Source organism: Geodermatophilus sp. SYSU D00698 (assembly GCF_054050335.1).
The window spans coordinates 13,990-29,993 of sequence record NZ_JBJGZD010000006.1 but is presented as its reverse complement, the minus strand read 5'-3'; the positions used below and the strand labels follow the sequence as shown (position 1 = coordinate 29,993).

The window sequence follows — 16,004 nt, the reverse complement described above, 5'->3', positions numbered from 1 at the left end:
ACGCGATGACGACGCTCTGGGACACCACCGGCTCGGCCGTGGTCAAGGAGCTCGCCGCCCAGCGGCGGACCGGCGGTGCGGTGCTGTCGGGGGTGGCGCTGACCCTGGTGGTCGTCGCCGACGAGGGCCGGGTGGCCGAGGCCGAGGAGGCCGCGACGGCGGCCGCCGAGCAGCACCCCTGCCGGATCCTCGTCGTCGTCCGCCGGCAGATCGAGGCCCCGGTGCCGCGGCTGGACGCCGAGGTGTCCATCGGCGGGCGGCTGGGCCCCGGCGAGGCGGTCGTCATGCGCATGTACGGGCGCCTGGCGCTGCACGCGGAGTCGGTCGTGCTGCCGCTGCTGGCCGCCGATGCGCCCGTGGTCACCTGGTGGCACACCGAGCCGCCGCGGCAGCTGAGCACCGACGCGCTGGCGGTCATCGCCGACCGGCGGATCACCGACAGCACGTCGGCGTCGGACCAGCTGGCCTCGCTGCGGACCCGGGCGCACGACTACTCCCCCGGCGACACCGACCTGGCCTGGACCCGCGCCACCGGCTGGCGGGCGACGCTCACCTCCGCGCTGGACTCGGTGTCCGGCCGCCGCGGGGACGCGGTGAAGGTGCTCGGCGCCCGCGTCGAGGGCGACCCCGGGGCGGCCACCGCCCAGCTGCTGCGCGGCTGGCTCGCGTCCCGCACCGGCAGCGCGGTCGAGGTCGTGCAGGCCACCCGGCACCCCGGGCCCAGCGGCATCGACTCGGTGTTCCTGACGCTGGACCAGGACGAGGAGGTGCGCGTGCACGCCGACCGCCGCGGCGGCGCGGTGATCAGCCAGCCCTACCGGCCCGACGCCACGATGGCGCTGCCCGACCGGTCGCTGGGCGACCTGCTCGGCGAGGAGCTGCGCCGGCTGGACCCCGACGAGCCGTACGCCGAGGCGCTGGAGGCCACCACCGGGGTGACCGGCCTGGCCGGCCGGGCGCCGGTGCGCGCGCACGTGTGGGTGGACCCGGCCGAGCACGCGGGCGCGCCGTTCGCGAGGGACGACGTCGGCACCAACAGCCCGCACGGGGAGGCGCCGACGGTGCCGCCGGACTCCGAGGGCACCGACGAGGTGGCCGAGCACGGCGAGCACGACACCCCGGACCCGACGGCGCCCGAGACCCCGTCCGAGGCCGGCTCCGGAGCGGCGCGGTGACGCTGCCTCCCGGGGACCGGATCGCCGAGGCGCTCGCGGAGCGGATCGAGGGCCCCACACCCGGGATCGTCGTCGAGCCCGACGCCGAGCTGCTGGCGCGGGCGGTGGCCTCCGCCCTGGTCGCGCGGCTGGCCGCGGCCCAGGCGGTGCACGGGACGGCGGCGGTGGTGCTCACCGGCGGCGGGATCGGGACGGCGGTGCTGCGGCACGCCGCGGAGCTGGCCGAGGAGCCGGCGCCCGGTCAGGCGGTCGACTGGACCGCCGTCGACGTCTGGTGGGGCGACGAGCGGTTCGTCCCGGCCGACGACGACGAGCGCAACGAGAAGGGCGCCCGCGAGGCGCTGCTGGACCGGGTCGGGGCGCCGCCGGAGCGGGTGCACCCGATCCCGGCGTCCGACGCCGGCTTCGACACCCCGGAGGAGGCCGCGGACTGGTACGCCGGGGCGCTGGCCGACGCCGCCCGCGACGCCGGGACCGACGGCCCGCTCCCCCGGTTCGACGTCCTGCTGCTCGGGATGGGCCCCGAGGGCCACGTGGCGTCGATCTTCCCGGACTCCCCCGCGGTCTCCGACGGACGGACCGTGGTGCCGGTGCGGGACTGCCCGAAGCCGCCGCCGACGCGGGTGAGCCTCGGCTTCGCCGCGATCACCGCCGCCGAGGAGGTCTGGCTGCTGGTGTCCGGGGAGGGCAAGGCCGAGGCCGTGGCACGGGCGCTGGGTGGCGCCGACCGGGCCGAGGTCCCGGCCGCCGGGGCCCGCGGCCGCCGGGCGACCCGCTGGCTGCTCGACGCCGCCGCCGCGAGCCGCCTGCCCGGGGCGGGGTGACCGCCGTCGACGGCTGCCTGCCGTGCGCCGTCGACGGAGGCCGACGCGTCCTGCTCCCGCACGCGGGTGCGGGAGGACGACCCGTGGCGGCTGTCGCTCGTGCTCCGCGGGGTGCTGCCCCGTCGACCCGGCGCCGCACCGCGCGGGCGGCCGCTGGTCGGCGGCCGCGGGCTGCCGGCGCCCGGCACGCCTGATCGCCCCGGCGGCGGCCCACGGGGCCGCTGCGGGGCGATCAGGCGGGAGCTCTAGGCGCCGCGGCGGGCCCGCAGCTTGGCGAGGGCCTCCTCGAGGAGAGCGTCACCGTCGGCGTCGCTGCGCCGCTCACGCACGTAGGCGAGGTGCGTCTTGTACGGCTCGGTCCGTGGCGCCGGCGGCGGCGCCTGCGGGTCCTGACCGGCCGGGAGACCGCAGCGCGGGCAGTCCCAGGTCTCGGGGACCTCCGCGTCGGTGGCGAAGGCCACCCGCGTCTCGTGACCCGAGCTGCACCAGTAGCCGACCCGGTGCCGCGGGGCCGCCTCTCCGCGCTCGGCCTCACCCATCGGACCCGCGCCGACCCGGGTCCCCCGGATCGCGTTGCCACCAGCCACGAGCGCCCCCTCGTCCTGACCTGCCTGCTGGATCGTCACGGCGCGTGATCACGCCGCCCGGGCAGTCTAGGGCCTGAGGGTGTCTCCCCGGTCACGATTTCGCCGCGACCAGGGGCGGGGGGGGGCTACACCTTGAGCAGGATGCCCAGCGCCACGATGCACACGGTCCAGATCAGGCCGGTGAACACGGTGAGCCGGTTGAGGTTCTTCTCGACGACCGAGGAGCCGGACAGCTGGGAGGAGACCGCGCCGCCGAACATCGAGGACAGGCCACCGCCCTTGCCCCGGTGCAGCAGGATCAGCACCACGAGCAGCACGCTGGTGAGGACCAGCAGCACGTTGAGGACGAGCTCGACCATGGCCCCAGCGTAACCGGTGCCCGCGGGCGTCCCGGTCAGCGCACGCCCGCGGTGGCCAGGTCGTGCCCCGCGTAGGGCTCCATGACCAGCCCGTTGTGCAGCCGCTGCCCGGCCAGGAGCTGCACGCGCGTCTCCACCAGCGGCACGTAGGCGCCGGTCCCGCCGGCCGCCGTCGCGACCTCCCGCCAGGCGCCCCGGGCCGCCTCCGGGTCGGCGGCGGCGCGGGCGGCGTCGACCAGCCCCGAGATCGCCGGGTCGGTGAGCCGGGCGTAGTTGGTGTTGCCGACCAGGCTCACCGAGCGGCCGTCGACCAGCGGCACGAGGAACGAGCCCGGCGTCGGGAAGTCGGCGGTCCAGGTGGCCAGCACGATGCCGAAGCCGTTGCGCGCCACGTTGTCGGGGCTGCCGACGTCGGTGGCGTAGAAGCTGGTCGCCGACAGCGGGCGCAGCTCCGCGGTGATCCCCACCTCCGCGAGCTGCGCGACGACCTCCTCGGCCACCGCGACGCTGGCCTGGGCGTCCGGCACGGCGAGGACCGTGCGGAACCCGTCGGGCTGCCCGCAGGCGGCCAGCGCCTCCCGGGCGGCGTCGGGGTCGGGGCCCCGGTCGGGGTCCTCCGGCCCGCCGCCCAGGGACCGCGGCCACAGCCGCGAGGTGCGGACGGCGTTGTCCGCGCCGCCGGCGACCTCCTGGACGGCGCCGCGGTCGACCGCGGCGGCCACCGCGGCCCGGCAGTTCGGGTCGTTCATCGGCGCGACGTCGGTGGGCAGCGCGAGCAGCCGCACCGCGCCGGTGGTCAGGTCGTCGACCCGGTCGGTCAGCGGTACGTCGCCGCCCGCCCCCTCGGCGAGCCGGGCGGCGGTGGCCGCGTGCAGGCCGGCGCCGGAGACGTCCACGTCGGCCGAGCCGGCGAGCAGCTCCTGGTCCCGCTCCAGGGTGGACAGCCCGGTGCGGACGACGACGCGGTCGGGCAGCGCCGTCCGGACCTCGTCGGTGGCCGGGTCCCACTGCGGGTTGCGGTCGAGGACGATGCCGGTCGCGGCGTCGACGGTGGTGACCGCGTAGGGGCCGGAGGAGACCGGGTCGCTGCCGTAGGCGGCCCCGGTGTCGTTCTCGATCGGCACCGGGCTGCTCGAGGGCAGCGCCAGCACGTAGGGGAAGTCGGGCTGGGCCGAGCGCAGCCGGAAGGTGATCGTCGCGTCGTCGGGCGTCTCGATCGCGGCCAGCCCGAGCCTGCCCGGGGTCTCGTCCTGGTACGGCCCGGCGTAGGGGTTCGCGGGGTCGTCGAGCAGGTCCACGACGTAGGTGGGCCCGCCGACGACGACGTCGGAGGCGAAGGACCGCTCGATGCCGTACTTGACGTCGCGCGAGGTGATCGCCCGGCCGTTCTCGAACCGGGCGCCCTGCTTGAGGGTGAACGTCCAGGTCAGGCCGCCGTCGGGGGTGGTGCCGAGGTCGGTGGCGAGGTCGGGCGCCAGCTCGCCGGTGCGGCCGGGCTCGCTGGCGTAGGTCACCAGGGTGCGGGTGTAGAGCCGCATGAGGTTCCACACGCCGGGCCGGTAGGACCGCTGCGGGTCGAGGCTGTCGACCTCGCTGGTGACCACGCGCAGCGTGCCGCCGGTCGCGTCCGAGGGCGCGCGGACGCCGTCGACGCCGGCGTCGGGCCCGTCACCGAGCACCGGGACGCCGCTGTCGCCGTCCCCGCCGCTGCTGCAGCTCACGGCCACCGCGACGACGAGCAGGACGACGAGGGCGAGCCCGAGGACGCGCCCGGGCGTGCCGCGCAGCCACTCGGGCAGGCGGCGACCCCGGGAGCGGGCGGGTCCCTGCAGTGTGCTGTCCACCCACCCGCTCCCGTGCGGCCGCGGGCTAGCTGCCGCCTGCGGCGATCCGACAGATCTGCGCGAACTCGTCGGCGTCCAGGCTCGCGCCACCGACCAGTGCACCGTCGACGTCCGGCCCGGCCAGGATCCCGGCCGTGTTCGCGGCCTTCACCGACCCGCCGTAGAGGATACGGACCGCCGCGGCCGTCTCCGGGCCGAAACGCCCGTCGAGGCGGGACCGGAGTGCGCCGCACACCTCCTGGGCGTCCTCGGGGGTGGCCACCTCGCCGGTGCCGATCGCCCACACCGGCTCGTAGGCCAGGACGACCCCGCGCACCTGGTCGGCCGACAGGCCCTCGAGGGCGGCGTCGAGCTGGTCGGTGCAGTGCGGGACGTGCTGTCCCGAGCGGCGGACGTCGAGGCCCTCGCCCACGCACAGGATCGGCGTGAGCCCGTGCCGCAGCGCGGCCTGCACCTTGGCGGCCACCGTCGCGTCGTCCTCGCCGTGCAGCGCGCGCCGCTCGGAGTGGCCGACGACGACGAAGCCGCAGGCGAGCGCGGCGAGCATCGCGCCGCTGACCTCGCCGGTGTAGGCGCCGGAGTCGTGCGCCGACAGGTCCTGCGCGCCGTAGCCGACCGGGAGCTTGTCGCCGGTGACCAGCGTCTGCACGCTGCGCAGCGCGGTGAACGGCGGGAGCACGACGACCTCGGCGTCGTCGAGCTCCCTCTCCTTGAGGCTGAAGACGAGCTTCTGCACCAGGCCGATGGCCTCCAGGTGCGTCATGTGCATCTTCCAGTTGCCCGCGATCAGCGGGCGGCGGCCCTCGCGCGGGGCGCGCGGCGCGGTGCGTGCCATCTCCGGCCCCCTCAGTCCGCGAGCACCGCGAGGCCCGGCAGCTCGCGGCCCTCGAGGTACTCCAGCGACGCGCCGCCGCCGGTGCTGATGTGCCCGTAGGCCGCCTCGTCGAGGCCGAGCTGCCGGACCGCGGCCGCGGAGTCGCCGCCGCCGACCACCGACAGCCCGTCGACGGCGGCCACGGCCTCGGCCACGCCGCGGGTGCCGGCCTGGAAGGGCGCCAGCTCGAACACGCCCATCGGGCCGTTCCAGAAGACCGTGCGGGCGCCGGCCAGCTCGCGGCCGAACGCCTCGACGGTGCGCGGGCCGACGTCGAGGCCCATCTGCCCGTCGGGGATCTGCTCGGCCGCGACGACGGCGGTCTCCACGTCGGCGCTGAACTCCGGCGCGACGACGACGTCGACCGGCAGCACGATCCGCTCCCCCGCCTCGGCCAGCAGCCGGCGGCAGGTGTCGACCTGGTCGGCCTCCAGCAGGGACGTGCCGACGCCGTGGCCCTGCGCGGCGAGGAAGGTGAAGCACATCCCGCCGCCGACGAGCAGCCGGTCCACCTTGGGCAGCAGCGCCTCGATGACGGCGAGCTTGTCGCTGACCTTCGAGCCGCCGAGCACCACGACGTAGGGCCGGTCGGGGTCGGTGGTCAGCCGCTGCAGCACGTCGAGCTCGGTGGCCACGAGCCGGCCGGCCACGTGCGGCAGCCGCTGCGCGACATCGAACACCGACGCGTGCCTGCGGTGCACGGCGCCGAACGCGTCGTCGACGTAGACGTCGGCCAGCGCGGCGAGCCGGTCGGCGAGCTCGCCGCGCTCGGCGTCGTCCTTGCTGGTCTCGGCGGCCTCGAAGCGGACGTTCTCCAGCAGCAGGACGTCGCCGTCGCCGAGCGCGTCCGCCCGGGCGCGGGCGTCGTCGCCGGCGACGTCGGCGGCCAGCGGGACCTCCGCGCCGAGCAGCTCCCCCAGCCGCGCGGCGACCGGGGCCAGCGAGTACTGCGGGTCGGGCGCGCCCTTGGGCCGGCCCAGGTGCGCCGCGACGACGACGCGGGCGCCGGCGTCGCGCAGCGCCACGATCGTCGGCAGGCTCGCCCGGATCCGGCCGTCGTCGGTGATGGCCCGGGTCTGCTTGTCGAGGGGGACGTTCAGGTCGGCGCGCAGCAGCACGCGCCGACCCGACACCCCCTCGGCGAGCAGGTCGTCGAGGGACCGCATCAGAGCGAGTCGCCGACGAGCTCGACCGAGTCGACCAGCCGGTTGGAGTAGCCCCACTCGTTGTCGTACCAGCCGAGCACCTTGGCCATCGGCCCGAAGACCTTGGTCAGCTTCGCGTCGTAGATGCACGAGGCCGGGTCGGTGACGATGTCGGAGGAGACGATCGGCGCCGAGGTGTACTTGAGGATCCCGGCCAGCGGGCCGGACTCGGCGGCCTCGCGGTAGGCGGCGTCGATGTCGTCGGCCGAGGCCTCGCGGGTCAGCTGGACGGTGAGGTCGGTGGCCGAGCCGGTGGGCACCGGGACGCGGACGGCGTAGCCGTCGAGCTTGCCCTGCAGCTCCGGCAGCACCAGGCCGATCGCCTTCGCGGCGCCGGTCGAGGTGGGGACCATGTTGAGCGCGGCGGCGCGGGCGCGGCGCAGGTCCTTGTGCGGGCCGTCCTGCAGGTTCTGGTCGGCGGTGTAGGCGTGGATCGTCGTCATCAGGCCGCGCTCGATGCCGAAGGCGTCGTTGAGCACCTTGGCCAGCGGGGCCAGGCAGTTCGTGGTGCAGGACGCGTTGCTGATGATCGTCTGGGTGCCGTCGTACTTGTCGTGGTTGACGCCCATGACGATGGTCAGGTCGTCGCCGGTGGCCGGCGCCGAGATGACGACCTTCTTCGCGCCGCCCTTGTCCACGTGCTTGCGGGCGTCGTCGGCCTTGGTGAAGAAGCCGGTGGACTCGACGACCACGTCGACGCCGAGGTCGCCCCACGGCAGCGCCGCCGGGTCGCGCTCGGACAGGACCCTCATGGTCTTGCCGGCGATGTCGATGCCGCCGTCGGAGGCGGCGACGTCCTCGCCCAGCACCCCCAGGATGCTGTCGTACTTGAGCAGGTGGGCCAGGACCTCGGGGCTGGTCAGGTCGTTGACCGCCACGATCTCGATGTCCTTGCCGCTGGCCGCGGCGGCACGCCAGAAGTTGCGCCCGATCCGGCCGAACCCGTTGATGCCCACGCGTACGGTCACGACTGACCTCCATGTGTCCCGGCGACGCCCGTCGCCCCGGTCGGCCGCACGGCGCGCGGCCTCGATCGGCGACGACCCTATCGGCCGGGGCGGGGTCCGTCCGGGTGAGGTCAGGCCCCGGCCACGAGCTCCGGGAGGTCGCCGGGCGGGGCCGGCACGGGCAGCGCCGGACCGGCGGCCGGCGCGGCGGCCGGCGCGGCGGCGACGACGCGGTCGCGGCCGGTCGCCTTGGCGGTGTAGAGCGCGCGGTCGGCCGCCTCGAGCAGGGCGGCCGCCGAGGTGCCGTCGGCCGGGCAGACGGCGACGCCGACGCTCACGGTGACGGCGACGTCCTCGCCGTCGAGCAGGTGGCGGACGGCGGCGACCTCGCGGCGGACCCGCTCGGCGCGGGCCAGCGCCTGCTCCCGCCCGGCGCCGGGCAGGACCACGACGAACTCCTCGCCGCCCAGCCGCGCGGCCGTGTCGCCCTCGCGGACGGCGGCGGCGAGCGTGCCGGCGACACCGAGGAGCACCCGGTCGCCGGAGGCGTGGCCGAAGCGGTCGTTGACGGCCTTGAAGTGGTCGACGTCGACGACGAGCAGCGACAGCTGCCCGGTGCGCGGCCGGCGGGCGAGGTCGGCCTCCAGCACCCGGTCGAGGTGCCGGCGGTTGTGCAGGCCGGTCAGCGGGTCGCGGACGGCCTCCTCGGCGACGACCGCGCGCAGCCGCTCGATGACCTCGACCTGCTCGGCCAGCTGCCGGTTGAGCCGCTCGACGGCGAGCTGCCGCTCCTGCTGCTCGCTCACGTCGCGGACGACGAGGATGCGGCCCAGCGCGCGGCCGCGGGGGTCGGCGACGGCGGAGTCGCGCACGTCGAGCCACACGCCGGGCCGGACCTGCGCGACGCGGTGGCCGTCGCGGCGCTCGGTGCTGAGCAGCACCCCGACCGCCCGGGGCCCGGCGACGTCGTGCAGGGCACGGCCGACGAGGTCGCCGTCGAGGTCGGGGCGCAGCTGCCGCAGCATCCGGGTGGCGGCGGGGTTGCAGTCGATGAGCACGCCGTCGGGGTCGACGACCAGCACGGCGTCGGGGACGGTCTCGACGACCTGCTCGCGGGCGACCGGGACCAGCCGCAGCAGGCCGCCGCGGAAGATGGCCCAGCAGTCGAGGAGCCCGGTGACCAGGAAGAACAGCGGGGTGACGTCGGTGCCGTGCCCGTCGAGCTGGGAGCCGACCGCGACCACGTTGCCGACCGTGGACAGGCACGCCGAGCCGAGCAGGATGCCGATCTGGCGGCGGAAGACGCCGGCGACGCGCAGCCAGCGGCGCGCGAGGACGGCGTAGGCCACGCCGATCAGCGCGTAGGAGTAGGCGGTGTGGGCCAGGAACAGGGGCCCGAACGTCACCCGGGACTCGGCGCCGGCGGTGCCGGTGACCATGTCGGTCATCACCAGGTCGCGGGTCGCGGGCAGCGCCCCGGTCAGGACGAGCAGGACCGGCTCGACCGCCAGCAGCGCCGCGGCGCGCGGCGCGAGCCGCCACGAGGGGTCGGCGACGGTGCGGGCCAGCACCCAGGTGCCCACGACCACCAGACCGACGGCGGCCATGAGCAGGGGGACGTAGACGCGCTGGACCGGCTCGCTGCCGGCCAGGTAGACGACGCCGTCGGCGGCCGACCAGGTGGCGACGCCGGCCATGGTGACCGCGAGCGCGGTGGCCGCGGGGGTGCGTCGCCGCCGGCGCCAGGCCAGGACGCCGGTGCCGACGGCGACCAGCGCGGCACAGCCGAAGACGACGGCCCAGTTCCCCGCGGTCATGCCGCCTCCGCTCCGCACCGGGGCGGGCCCGGACGGCCGCCTCCACCCCGCCCATCGGCGGCAGCGGGTGCGTCCTGCAGCGGCCCGGCCGCGCGCTCACCCGCGGGGGTGACGACGGCGGGGCGCCCCCCGCGTGAGCGGAGGGCGCCCCTCGTGACGTGCTGGAACGGCCGCCCTCCACGGTCCCGCGCCGAGCTCGCGAGGCGTGGGGGGAGGGGTGGTCCTCCTGCTACTGGGCGAGCATGTCCTCGGTGACCACCGACTCGGTGTCGGGGATGCCGAGGTCCTTGGCCCGCTTGTCGGCCATCGCCAGCAGACGCCTTATCCGGCCGGCGACGGCGTCCTTGGTCATCGGCGGGTCGGCGCGCTGGCCGAGCTCCTCCAGCGAGGCCTGGCCGTGCTCCAGGCGCAGCCGGCCGGCGACGAGCAGGTGCTCGGGGGCGTCGCCCGCGAGGATCTCCAGCGCCCGCTCGACGCGCGCGCTGGCCGCGACCGCGGCGCGGGCCGAGCGGCGCAGGTTGGCGTCGTCGAAGTTGGCCAGCCGGTTGGCGGTGGCCCGGACCTCGCGGCGCATCCGCCGCTCCTCCCAGGCCAGGACCGCGTCGTGGGCGCCCATGCGGGTGAGTAGCGCGCTGATCGCGTCGCCGTCGCGGACGACGACCCGGTCGGCGCCGCGGACCTCGCGGGCCTTGGCGGCGATGCCCAGCCGGCGGGCCGCGCCGACCAGGGCCATGGCCGCCTCCGGCCCCGGGCAGGTCACCTCGAGCGACGAGGAGCGGCCGGGCTCGGTGAGCGAGCCGTGCGCGAGGAAGGCGCCCCGCCAGGCGGCCTCGGCGTCGTTGATGCTGCCGGAGACCACCGACGGCGGCAGGCCGCGCACCGGGCGCCCGCGCTGGTCGACCAGCCCGGTCTGGCGGGCCAGGCCCTCGCCGTGCTTGGCGATCCGGACGAGGTACCGCACGCCGCGGCGGATGTTGCCGCCGGCGAGCACGCTGACCCCGCTCGTGTAGCCGTAGACCTCGCTGATGTCCCGGCGCAGCCGGCGTGCGACCGAGCCGGTGTCCAGCTCGGCCTCGATGACCACCCGGCCGCCCACGATGTGCAGGCCGCCGGAGAAGCGCAGCAGCGCCGTCACCTCGGCCTTGCGCTCGGAGGTGCGCGTGCACTCCACCCGCGACAGCTCGTCCTTGACCATGGCCGTCATCGCCACGACGACCACCCCCTGCTCTGCTGCGGCGCCATCCTCGGCGTCACCTCTCCCCCTCGTACCGTCTGGGCACCCCCGCTCCCGGTGCTCCGGCCGGGACCGTTCCCGCTCACCGTGCCCCGACCACCGAGCTCAGCGCGGCCCCCAGGCGCGCGGGGTCGTGGCGCGGTGATCCGTCGGGCGCGGCGACCGGAGCCAGGACCAGCTCGGCGCCACACTCGCGCACCGCTGACAGGAGACCACAGCGGTCAACCACCGATTCCGCATCCGCGACCACGGTGTGCAGCGCCACACCGCCCAGGTGCGCCTGCAGCACCCGCAGGTGCTCCTCCGGCGAGAAGCCGTCGGTCTCCCCCGGCTGCGGCTCCAGGTTGAGGACGACGACCACCCGGGCGCGGGTGGCGGCCAGCGCGGCGCGCAGCCGCGGCACCAGCAGGTGCGGCAGCACCGACGTGTACCAGGAGCCGGGGCCCAGCGACACGACGTCGGCCCTGGCGATCGCCTCGAGCACGTCGGGGTGCACCGGCGGGTCCGGCGGCGACACGAGGATGTCGCGCACCCGCCCCGGGGTGGACGCGATGGCGACCTGCCCGCGGATGGTGCGGGTGCGCGCGGGGTCGTCGGGGTCGACGGTCTCCACGCGGGCGACGAGGTCCAGCGGCACGTCGGCCATCGGCAGCACCCGGCCGCACGCGCCGACCAGCTCGCAGACCGCGTCGAGGGCGCGGACGGTGTCGCCGCCGTGCAGCTCGACCAGCCCGGTGAGCAGCAGGTTGCCCACCGGGTGCCCGGCCAGCACGCCGGTGCCGCCGAGGCGGTGCTGCAGCAGCCGGGCCATCTCCTGCCGGCCGTCGTCCTCGCCGGCCAGCGCGGCCAGCGCCATCCGCAGGTCACCGGGCGGCAGCACCGGCATCTCCCGGCGGATGCGGCCGGACGAGCCGCCGTCGTCGGCGACCGTGACGACGGCGGTGAGGTCGGGCGTGATCCGCCGCCAGGCGCCCAGCGCCGCTGCCAGCCCGTGGCCGCCGCCGAGGGCGACGACCCGGGGGCCGCCGGACCCGGGCGCCGTGTCGTCGCCGCCCACTACTCGCGGCCCAGGTCGCGGTGGCGCGCGACCGCGTCGGTGCCCTCGGCGCGCAGCCGGCGGGCGAACTCCTCGGCGATGGCGACGCTGCGGTGCTTGCCGCCGGTGCAGCCGACCGCGAGCGTCAGGTAGCGCTTGCCCTCCCGCCGGTAGCCGGGGATGAGCAGCCGCAGGACCTCGGTGTAGCGGTCGAGGAACGGCCCGGCGTCGGCCTGGCCGAGCACGTAGTCGCGGACGTCGGCGTCCTGCCCGGTGTGCGGGCGCAGCTCGGGCAGCCAGTGCGGGTTGGGCAGGAACCGGGCGTCGACGACGAGGTCGGCGTCCAGCGGCAGCCCGTACTTGAAGCCGAAGCTGAGCACGGTCGCCGTCAGCGGCGGCGTGCGGCCCTCGCGGGCGAAGGCGTTCTCCAGCGTGGCGCGCAGCTGGTGCACGTTGAGGTCGCTGGTGTCCACCCACAGGTCGGCCTCGCCGGCGATGCCGGTGAGCAGCGTGCGCTCGGCGGTGATGCCGTCGAGGGGGCGCCCGGAGCCCTGCAGCGGGTGCTCGCGCCGGTTGGACTCGTAGCGGCGCACCAGCACCTCGTCGCGGGCGTGCACGAACACCACCCGGGGACGGTGGCCGGCCTCGGCGAGCACCCGGATGGCCTCCTGCAGGTCGCTGGAGAAGGCCCGGCTGCGGACGTCGACGACGGCGGCGAAGCGGCGCACGTCGCCGCGGGCGCCGAGCTCCACCATCGGCAGCAGCAGCGCCGGCGGCAGGTTCTCGACGACGTACCAGCCGAGGTCCTCGAGCACCCGTCCGGCGGTGTTCTTGCCCGCGCCGGACAGCCCGGTGACGACGACGACCTCGACCGGCGGGGTCTCGGTGCCGGCCGGGTCCAGCCCGGCGGGGACGTCGGCGTGCGGCCCGTGCTGGCCTTCCGGGGTCGGCCCCGGTGCCGTCCCCGCGTCCTGCCCGGCGCTCACGAGGCGACCCGGCCGACCTCGGCGGTCTCCCCGGCCCCGGGGCGGGGGGTGCCCCGCTCCGCCGGCCCGCTGGGTGCCGTGGTGCTCTCCACGACGGTCTCCGCACCGGTCTCCGCGCCTGTCTCCGCGCCGGTCGCCGCCGCGTCCTCCTCGGCGGGACGGCCCGCGTCGTCCCCGGCGGCGGGCTCGGCGACGGCGGCCATGACCGCCTCCGCCGTCCGGCGGCCGATGCCGGGGACGGCCGTGAGCTCCTCCACCGTGGCCGCGCGCAGCCGCTTGAGGGACCCGAACTGCTTCATCAGCGCCTTCCGCCGCGTCTCCCCGAGACCGGGGACGTCGTCCAACAGGGAGACCAGCATGCTGACCGAACGCTTCTGCCGGTGGTAGGTGATCGCGAACCGGTGGGCCTCGTCCCGCACCCGCTGCAGCAGGTACAGCGCCTCGGAGGTGCGCGGCAGGATCACCGGGTCGCTCTCCCCGGGCAGCCACACCTCCTCCATGCGCTTGGCCAGCCCGCAGACGGCGACGTCGACGATGCCCAGCTCGTCCAGCGACCGCGCCGCCGCGGCCACCTGCGGCGCGCCGCCGTCGACGACCAGCAGGTTCGGCGGGTAGGCGAACCGGCGCGGCCGGCCCTCCTCCGCGGCGACGCCCTGCTCGTCGCGCCGGTCGGCCTCCTCCTTGAGGTGCCGGGCGAAGCGGCGGCGGACCACCTCGGCCATCGCCGCGGTGTCGTCGGTGCCCTCGTGCACGGCGAAGCGCCGGTAGTCGGACTTCTTCGCCAGCCCGTCCTCGAACACCACCATCGAGGCGACGACGTTCGTCTGCTGCACGTGGCTGATGTCGATGCACTCGATGCGCAGCGGCGCCTCGGGCAGCTCGAGCGCCTCCTGCAGCTCCGCCAGGGCCAGCGAGCGGGCGGTCAGGTCGCTGGAGCGCTTGACCCGGTGCCGGGCGAAGGCCTCCTTCGCGTTGCGCTCGACGGTCTCCAGCAGGCTGCGCTTGTCGCCGCGCTGCGGCACGCGCAGCGACACCTTCGACCCGCGCAGCTCGCTGAGCAGCTCCTCGTAGACGTCGGCGTCGTCGGGGAGCTCGGGGACGAGCACCTCCTTGGGCACCGACTCGCCCGCCTCGAAGGAGCCGGTCTGCTCGTCGACGCCGCCGTAGACCTGCAGGAGGAACTGCTCCACCAGCTCGCCGGTGGTGACCTCCTCGACCTTGTCGATGATCCAGCCGCGCTGGCCGCGCACCCGGCCGCCGCGGACGTGGAAGACCTGGACGGCGGCCTCGAGCTCGTCCTGCGCGAACGCGACGACGTCGGCGTCGGTGCCGTCCCCGAGGACGACGGCCTGCTTCTCCATCGCCCGCCGCAGCGCGCCGAGGTCGTCGCGCAGCCGGGCGGCCTTCTCGTACTCCATCGCCTCGGCGGCCTCGGCCATCTCCCGCTCGAGGCGCTTGACCATGAGGTCGGTGCGGCCCGCCATGAAGTCGCAGAAGTCGTCGACGATCGCCCGGTGCTCCTCGGCGCTGACCCGGCCCACGCAGGGGGCGGCGCACTTGCCGATGTAGCCGAGCAGACAGGGCCGGCCGATCTGCCCGGCGCGCTTGAAGACGCCGTTGGAGCAGGTGCGGGCCGGGAAGACGCGGGTGAGCGTGTCGAGGGTCTCGCGGATGGCCCAGGCGTGCGCGTAGGGGCCGAAGTAGCGGACGCCCTTCTTCTTCGGCCCGCGCATCACCTGCAGCCGCGGGTACTCCTCGTTGAGGGTCACGGCCAGCGACGGGTAGCTCTTGTCGTCGCGGTACCGGACGTTGAACCGCGGGTCGAACTCCTTGATCCAGTTGTACTCGAGCTGGAGGGCCTCGACCTCGGTGCCGACGACGGTCCACTCGACGCTCGCCGCCGTCGTGACCATCTGCCGGGTGCGCGGGTGCAGGCCCGCGACGTCGGCGAAGTAGCTGTTGAGCCGCTGGCGCAGGCTCTTGGCCTTGCCGACGTAGACGACGCGGCCCGTGGGGTCGCGGAACCTGTAGACCCCTGGCGACTCGGGGATGGAGCCGACCGCCGGGCGGTACGTGGACGGGTCGGGCACGCATCCACAGTAGGTGGCGCGGCCGACGGTCTGCTCACCCTCGGTCGCGGGGAAGCACATCCGTGTGGTTCAGCCCACCCGCGACTCCAGCCAGGCGAGCAGGTCGGCGGTCACCTCGTCCCGGTTGGTCTCGTTGAACACCTCGTGGCGGGCGTCGGGGTAGACGTGCTGCTCCACCGGCAGGCCACGCTCGCGCAGCAGGCCGGCGAGCGCGGTCACCTGGGCGGCGTCCTCGCCGCCGACCGGGTCGCGCCGCCCGGACAGCAGCAGCACCGGCAGGCCGTCCGGCAGCCCGGCGACGGCCTCGGGGGCCGCGGCGCGGGCGGCGAGGGTGAACATGCCGGCGCCGTACCGGTGGGTGGGCGGGACGCCGTCGCCGCACAGCGGGTCGGCGAGGTAGGCGTCGACCTCGGCGGGGTCGCGGGTCAGCCAGTCGTAGGGCGTGCGCGCCGGCTCGAACGGCGCGTTGAAGGCGGCGAGGGCCTCCATCGGCTCGTCGCCCGCCCCGCCGGCCACCGCGGCCTCGAGCTGCTCCGCCGTCGCGGCGAGGTGCGGTGCCACGCCGATCGGCCCGGACAGCACCAGCCCGGCCAGCCCGTCGCCGTCCCGCTCGGCCGAGGCCAGCGCGACCGCCGAGCCGAGCGAGTGGCCGAGCAGCACGGAGGGGACGCCGGGGTGGTCGGCGGCCAGCCGGCGGCCCAGCTCGCGGACGTCGTCGAGGACGGCGTCGCTGCCCGCGGCGTGACCGGCGGCGGGGTCGCCGAACCGGCCGGGGCCGGTCGACCGCGCGGTGAGCCCGTGGCCGCGCTGGTCCTGCGCGGCCACGGCGAACCCGCGGGCGGTGAGCGCGGCGGCCAGGCGGCCGTAGCGGCCGGCGTGCTCGGACAGCCCGTGCACCACCTGCACGACCGCGCGCACCTCGCCGTCGGGGGTCCAGCGGCGCTCGGCGAGCCGCGTGCCGTCGGCGGCGGGGACGAGGGTAGGATCGGCGGGCAGGGTCACGGGGCTGGCCTCCTCGGACGTCGT

The 16,004-nt window shown here is 76.2% G+C and carries 14 protein-coding genes; 2 read left to right on the top strand and 12 right to left on the bottom strand.

The features are described 5' to 3' along the window. Window positions 1–5: 5 nt before the first annotated feature. Window positions 6–1,175 (top strand): glucose-6-phosphate dehydrogenase assembly protein OpcA, encoded by a 1,170-nt coding sequence (locus ACI8AB_RS07275; RefSeq protein WP_456949557.1) that lies wholly within the window; start codon window positions 6–8, stop codon window positions 1,173–1,175. Continuing rightward, on the top strand, window positions 1,172–1,999 hold the full coding sequence (pgl, locus tag ACI8AB_RS07270) for a 6-phosphogluconolactonase (protein ID WP_456949556.1): 828 nt from the start codon (window positions 1,172–1,174) through the stop codon (window positions 1,997–1,999). The genes ACI8AB_RS07275 and pgl overlap by 4 nt, the downstream gene beginning before the upstream one ends. 245 nt (window positions 2,000–2,244) lie before the next feature. On the opposite strand, the gene ACI8AB_RS07265 is transcribed toward pgl, so the two are convergent. From ACI8AB_RS07265 to ACI8AB_RS07210, 12 genes are all read right to left on the bottom strand, one after another. Further along, window positions 2,245–2,586: an RNA polymerase-binding protein RbpA gene (locus ACI8AB_RS07265; protein WP_387993047.1), complete on the bottom strand. Its 342-nt coding sequence runs from the start codon at window positions 2,584–2,586 to the stop codon at window positions 2,245–2,247. Between the two features lie 125 nt (window positions 2,587–2,711). Continuing rightward, window positions 2,712–2,945, bottom strand: a complete 234-nt coding sequence (gene secG, locus ACI8AB_RS07260; RefSeq protein ID WP_387992967.1) for a preprotein translocase subunit SecG — start codon at window positions 2,943–2,945, stop codon at window positions 2,712–2,714. Window positions 2,946–2,980: 35 nt separating this feature from the next. Next, window positions 2,981–4,789 carry an ABC transporter substrate-binding protein gene (locus ACI8AB_RS07255; protein WP_456949555.1) on the bottom strand — a complete coding sequence of 603 codons (1,809 nt, stop codon included), beginning with the start codon at window positions 4,787–4,789 and terminating at the stop codon, window positions 2,981–2,983. A 25-nt stretch (window positions 4,790–4,814) separates the two neighbouring features. Then, window positions 4,815–5,624 carry a triose-phosphate isomerase gene (tpiA, locus tag ACI8AB_RS07250; RefSeq protein WP_456949554.1) on the bottom strand — a complete coding sequence of 270 codons (810 nt, stop codon included), beginning with the start codon at window positions 5,622–5,624 and terminating at the stop codon, window positions 4,815–4,817. A gap of 11 nt (window positions 5,625–5,635) precedes the next feature. Next, window positions 5,636–6,829: a phosphoglycerate kinase gene (locus ACI8AB_RS07245; RefSeq protein WP_456949553.1), complete on the bottom strand. Its 1,194-nt coding sequence runs from the start codon at window positions 6,827–6,829 to the stop codon at window positions 5,636–5,638. After that, on the bottom strand, window positions 6,829–7,836 hold the full coding sequence (gene gap, locus ACI8AB_RS07240; protein ID WP_456949552.1) for a type I glyceraldehyde-3-phosphate dehydrogenase: 1,008 nt from the start codon (window positions 7,834–7,836) through the stop codon (window positions 6,829–6,831). Before gap ends, ACI8AB_RS07245 begins: the two co-directional genes overlap by 1 nt. A 110-nt stretch (window positions 7,837–7,946) precedes the next feature. Then, window positions 7,947–9,632 (bottom strand): histidine kinase N-terminal 7TM domain-containing diguanylate cyclase, encoded by a 1,686-nt coding sequence (locus tag ACI8AB_RS07235; protein ID WP_456949551.1) that lies wholly within the window; start codon window positions 9,630–9,632, stop codon window positions 7,947–7,949. 229 nt (window positions 9,633–9,861) lie between these two features. Next, on the bottom strand, window positions 9,862–10,836 hold the full coding sequence (whiA, locus tag ACI8AB_RS07230; RefSeq protein WP_425454189.1) for a DNA-binding protein WhiA: 975 nt from the start codon (window positions 10,834–10,836) through the stop codon (window positions 9,862–9,864). A 112-nt stretch (window positions 10,837–10,948) separates the two neighbouring features. Next, a complete protein-coding gene (locus ACI8AB_RS07225; protein ID WP_387992984.1) occupies window positions 10,949–11,923 on the bottom strand; it encodes a gluconeogenesis factor YvcK family protein in 975 nt (324 codons plus the stop codon). Then, entirely contained in the window at window positions 11,923–12,888 is a 966-nt protein-coding gene (gene rapZ / locus ACI8AB_RS07220; RefSeq protein WP_456949550.1) for an RNase adapter RapZ, read from the bottom strand. Before rapZ ends, ACI8AB_RS07225 begins: the two co-directional genes overlap by 1 nt. Beyond that, window positions 12,885–14,978: an excinuclease ABC subunit UvrC gene (gene uvrC / locus ACI8AB_RS07215; RefSeq protein WP_456949549.1), complete on the bottom strand. Its 2,094-nt coding sequence runs from the start codon at window positions 14,976–14,978 to the stop codon at window positions 12,885–12,887. The genes rapZ and uvrC overlap by 4 nt, the downstream gene beginning before the upstream one ends. Window positions 14,979–15,047: 69 nt before the next feature. Continuing rightward, window positions 15,048–15,980 (bottom strand): alpha/beta fold hydrolase, encoded by a 933-nt coding sequence (locus ACI8AB_RS07210; RefSeq protein WP_456949548.1) that lies wholly within the window; start codon window positions 15,978–15,980, stop codon window positions 15,048–15,050. Between the last annotated feature and the right edge of the window lie 24 nt (window positions 15,981–16,004).

Excerpts from the sequence above, each read along its gene's own strand:
- secG (WP_387992967.1), bottom strand. The coding sequence starts at position 2,945 with ATGGTCGAGCTCGTCCTCAACGTGCTGCTGGTCCTCACCAGCGTGCTG.
- ACI8AB_RS07245 (WP_456949553.1), bottom strand. The coding sequence starts at position 6,829 with ATGCGGTCCCTCGACGACCTGCTCGCCGAGGGGGTGTCGGGTCGGCGC.
- tpiA (WP_456949554.1), bottom strand. The coding sequence starts at position 5,624 with ATGGCACGCACCGCGCCGCGCGCCCCGCGCGAGGGCCGCCGCCCGCTG.
- ACI8AB_RS07235 (WP_456949551.1), bottom strand. The coding sequence starts at position 9,632 with ATGACCGCGGGGAACTGGGCCGTCGTCTTCGGCTGTGCCGCGCTGGTC.
- ACI8AB_RS07275 (WP_456949557.1), top strand. The coding sequence starts at position 6 with ATGACGACGCTCTGGGACACCACCGGCTCGGCCGTGGTCAAGGAGCTC.
- whiA (WP_425454189.1), bottom strand. The coding sequence starts at position 10,836 with ATGACGGCCATGGTCAAGGACGAGCTGTCGCGGGTGGAGTGCACGCGC.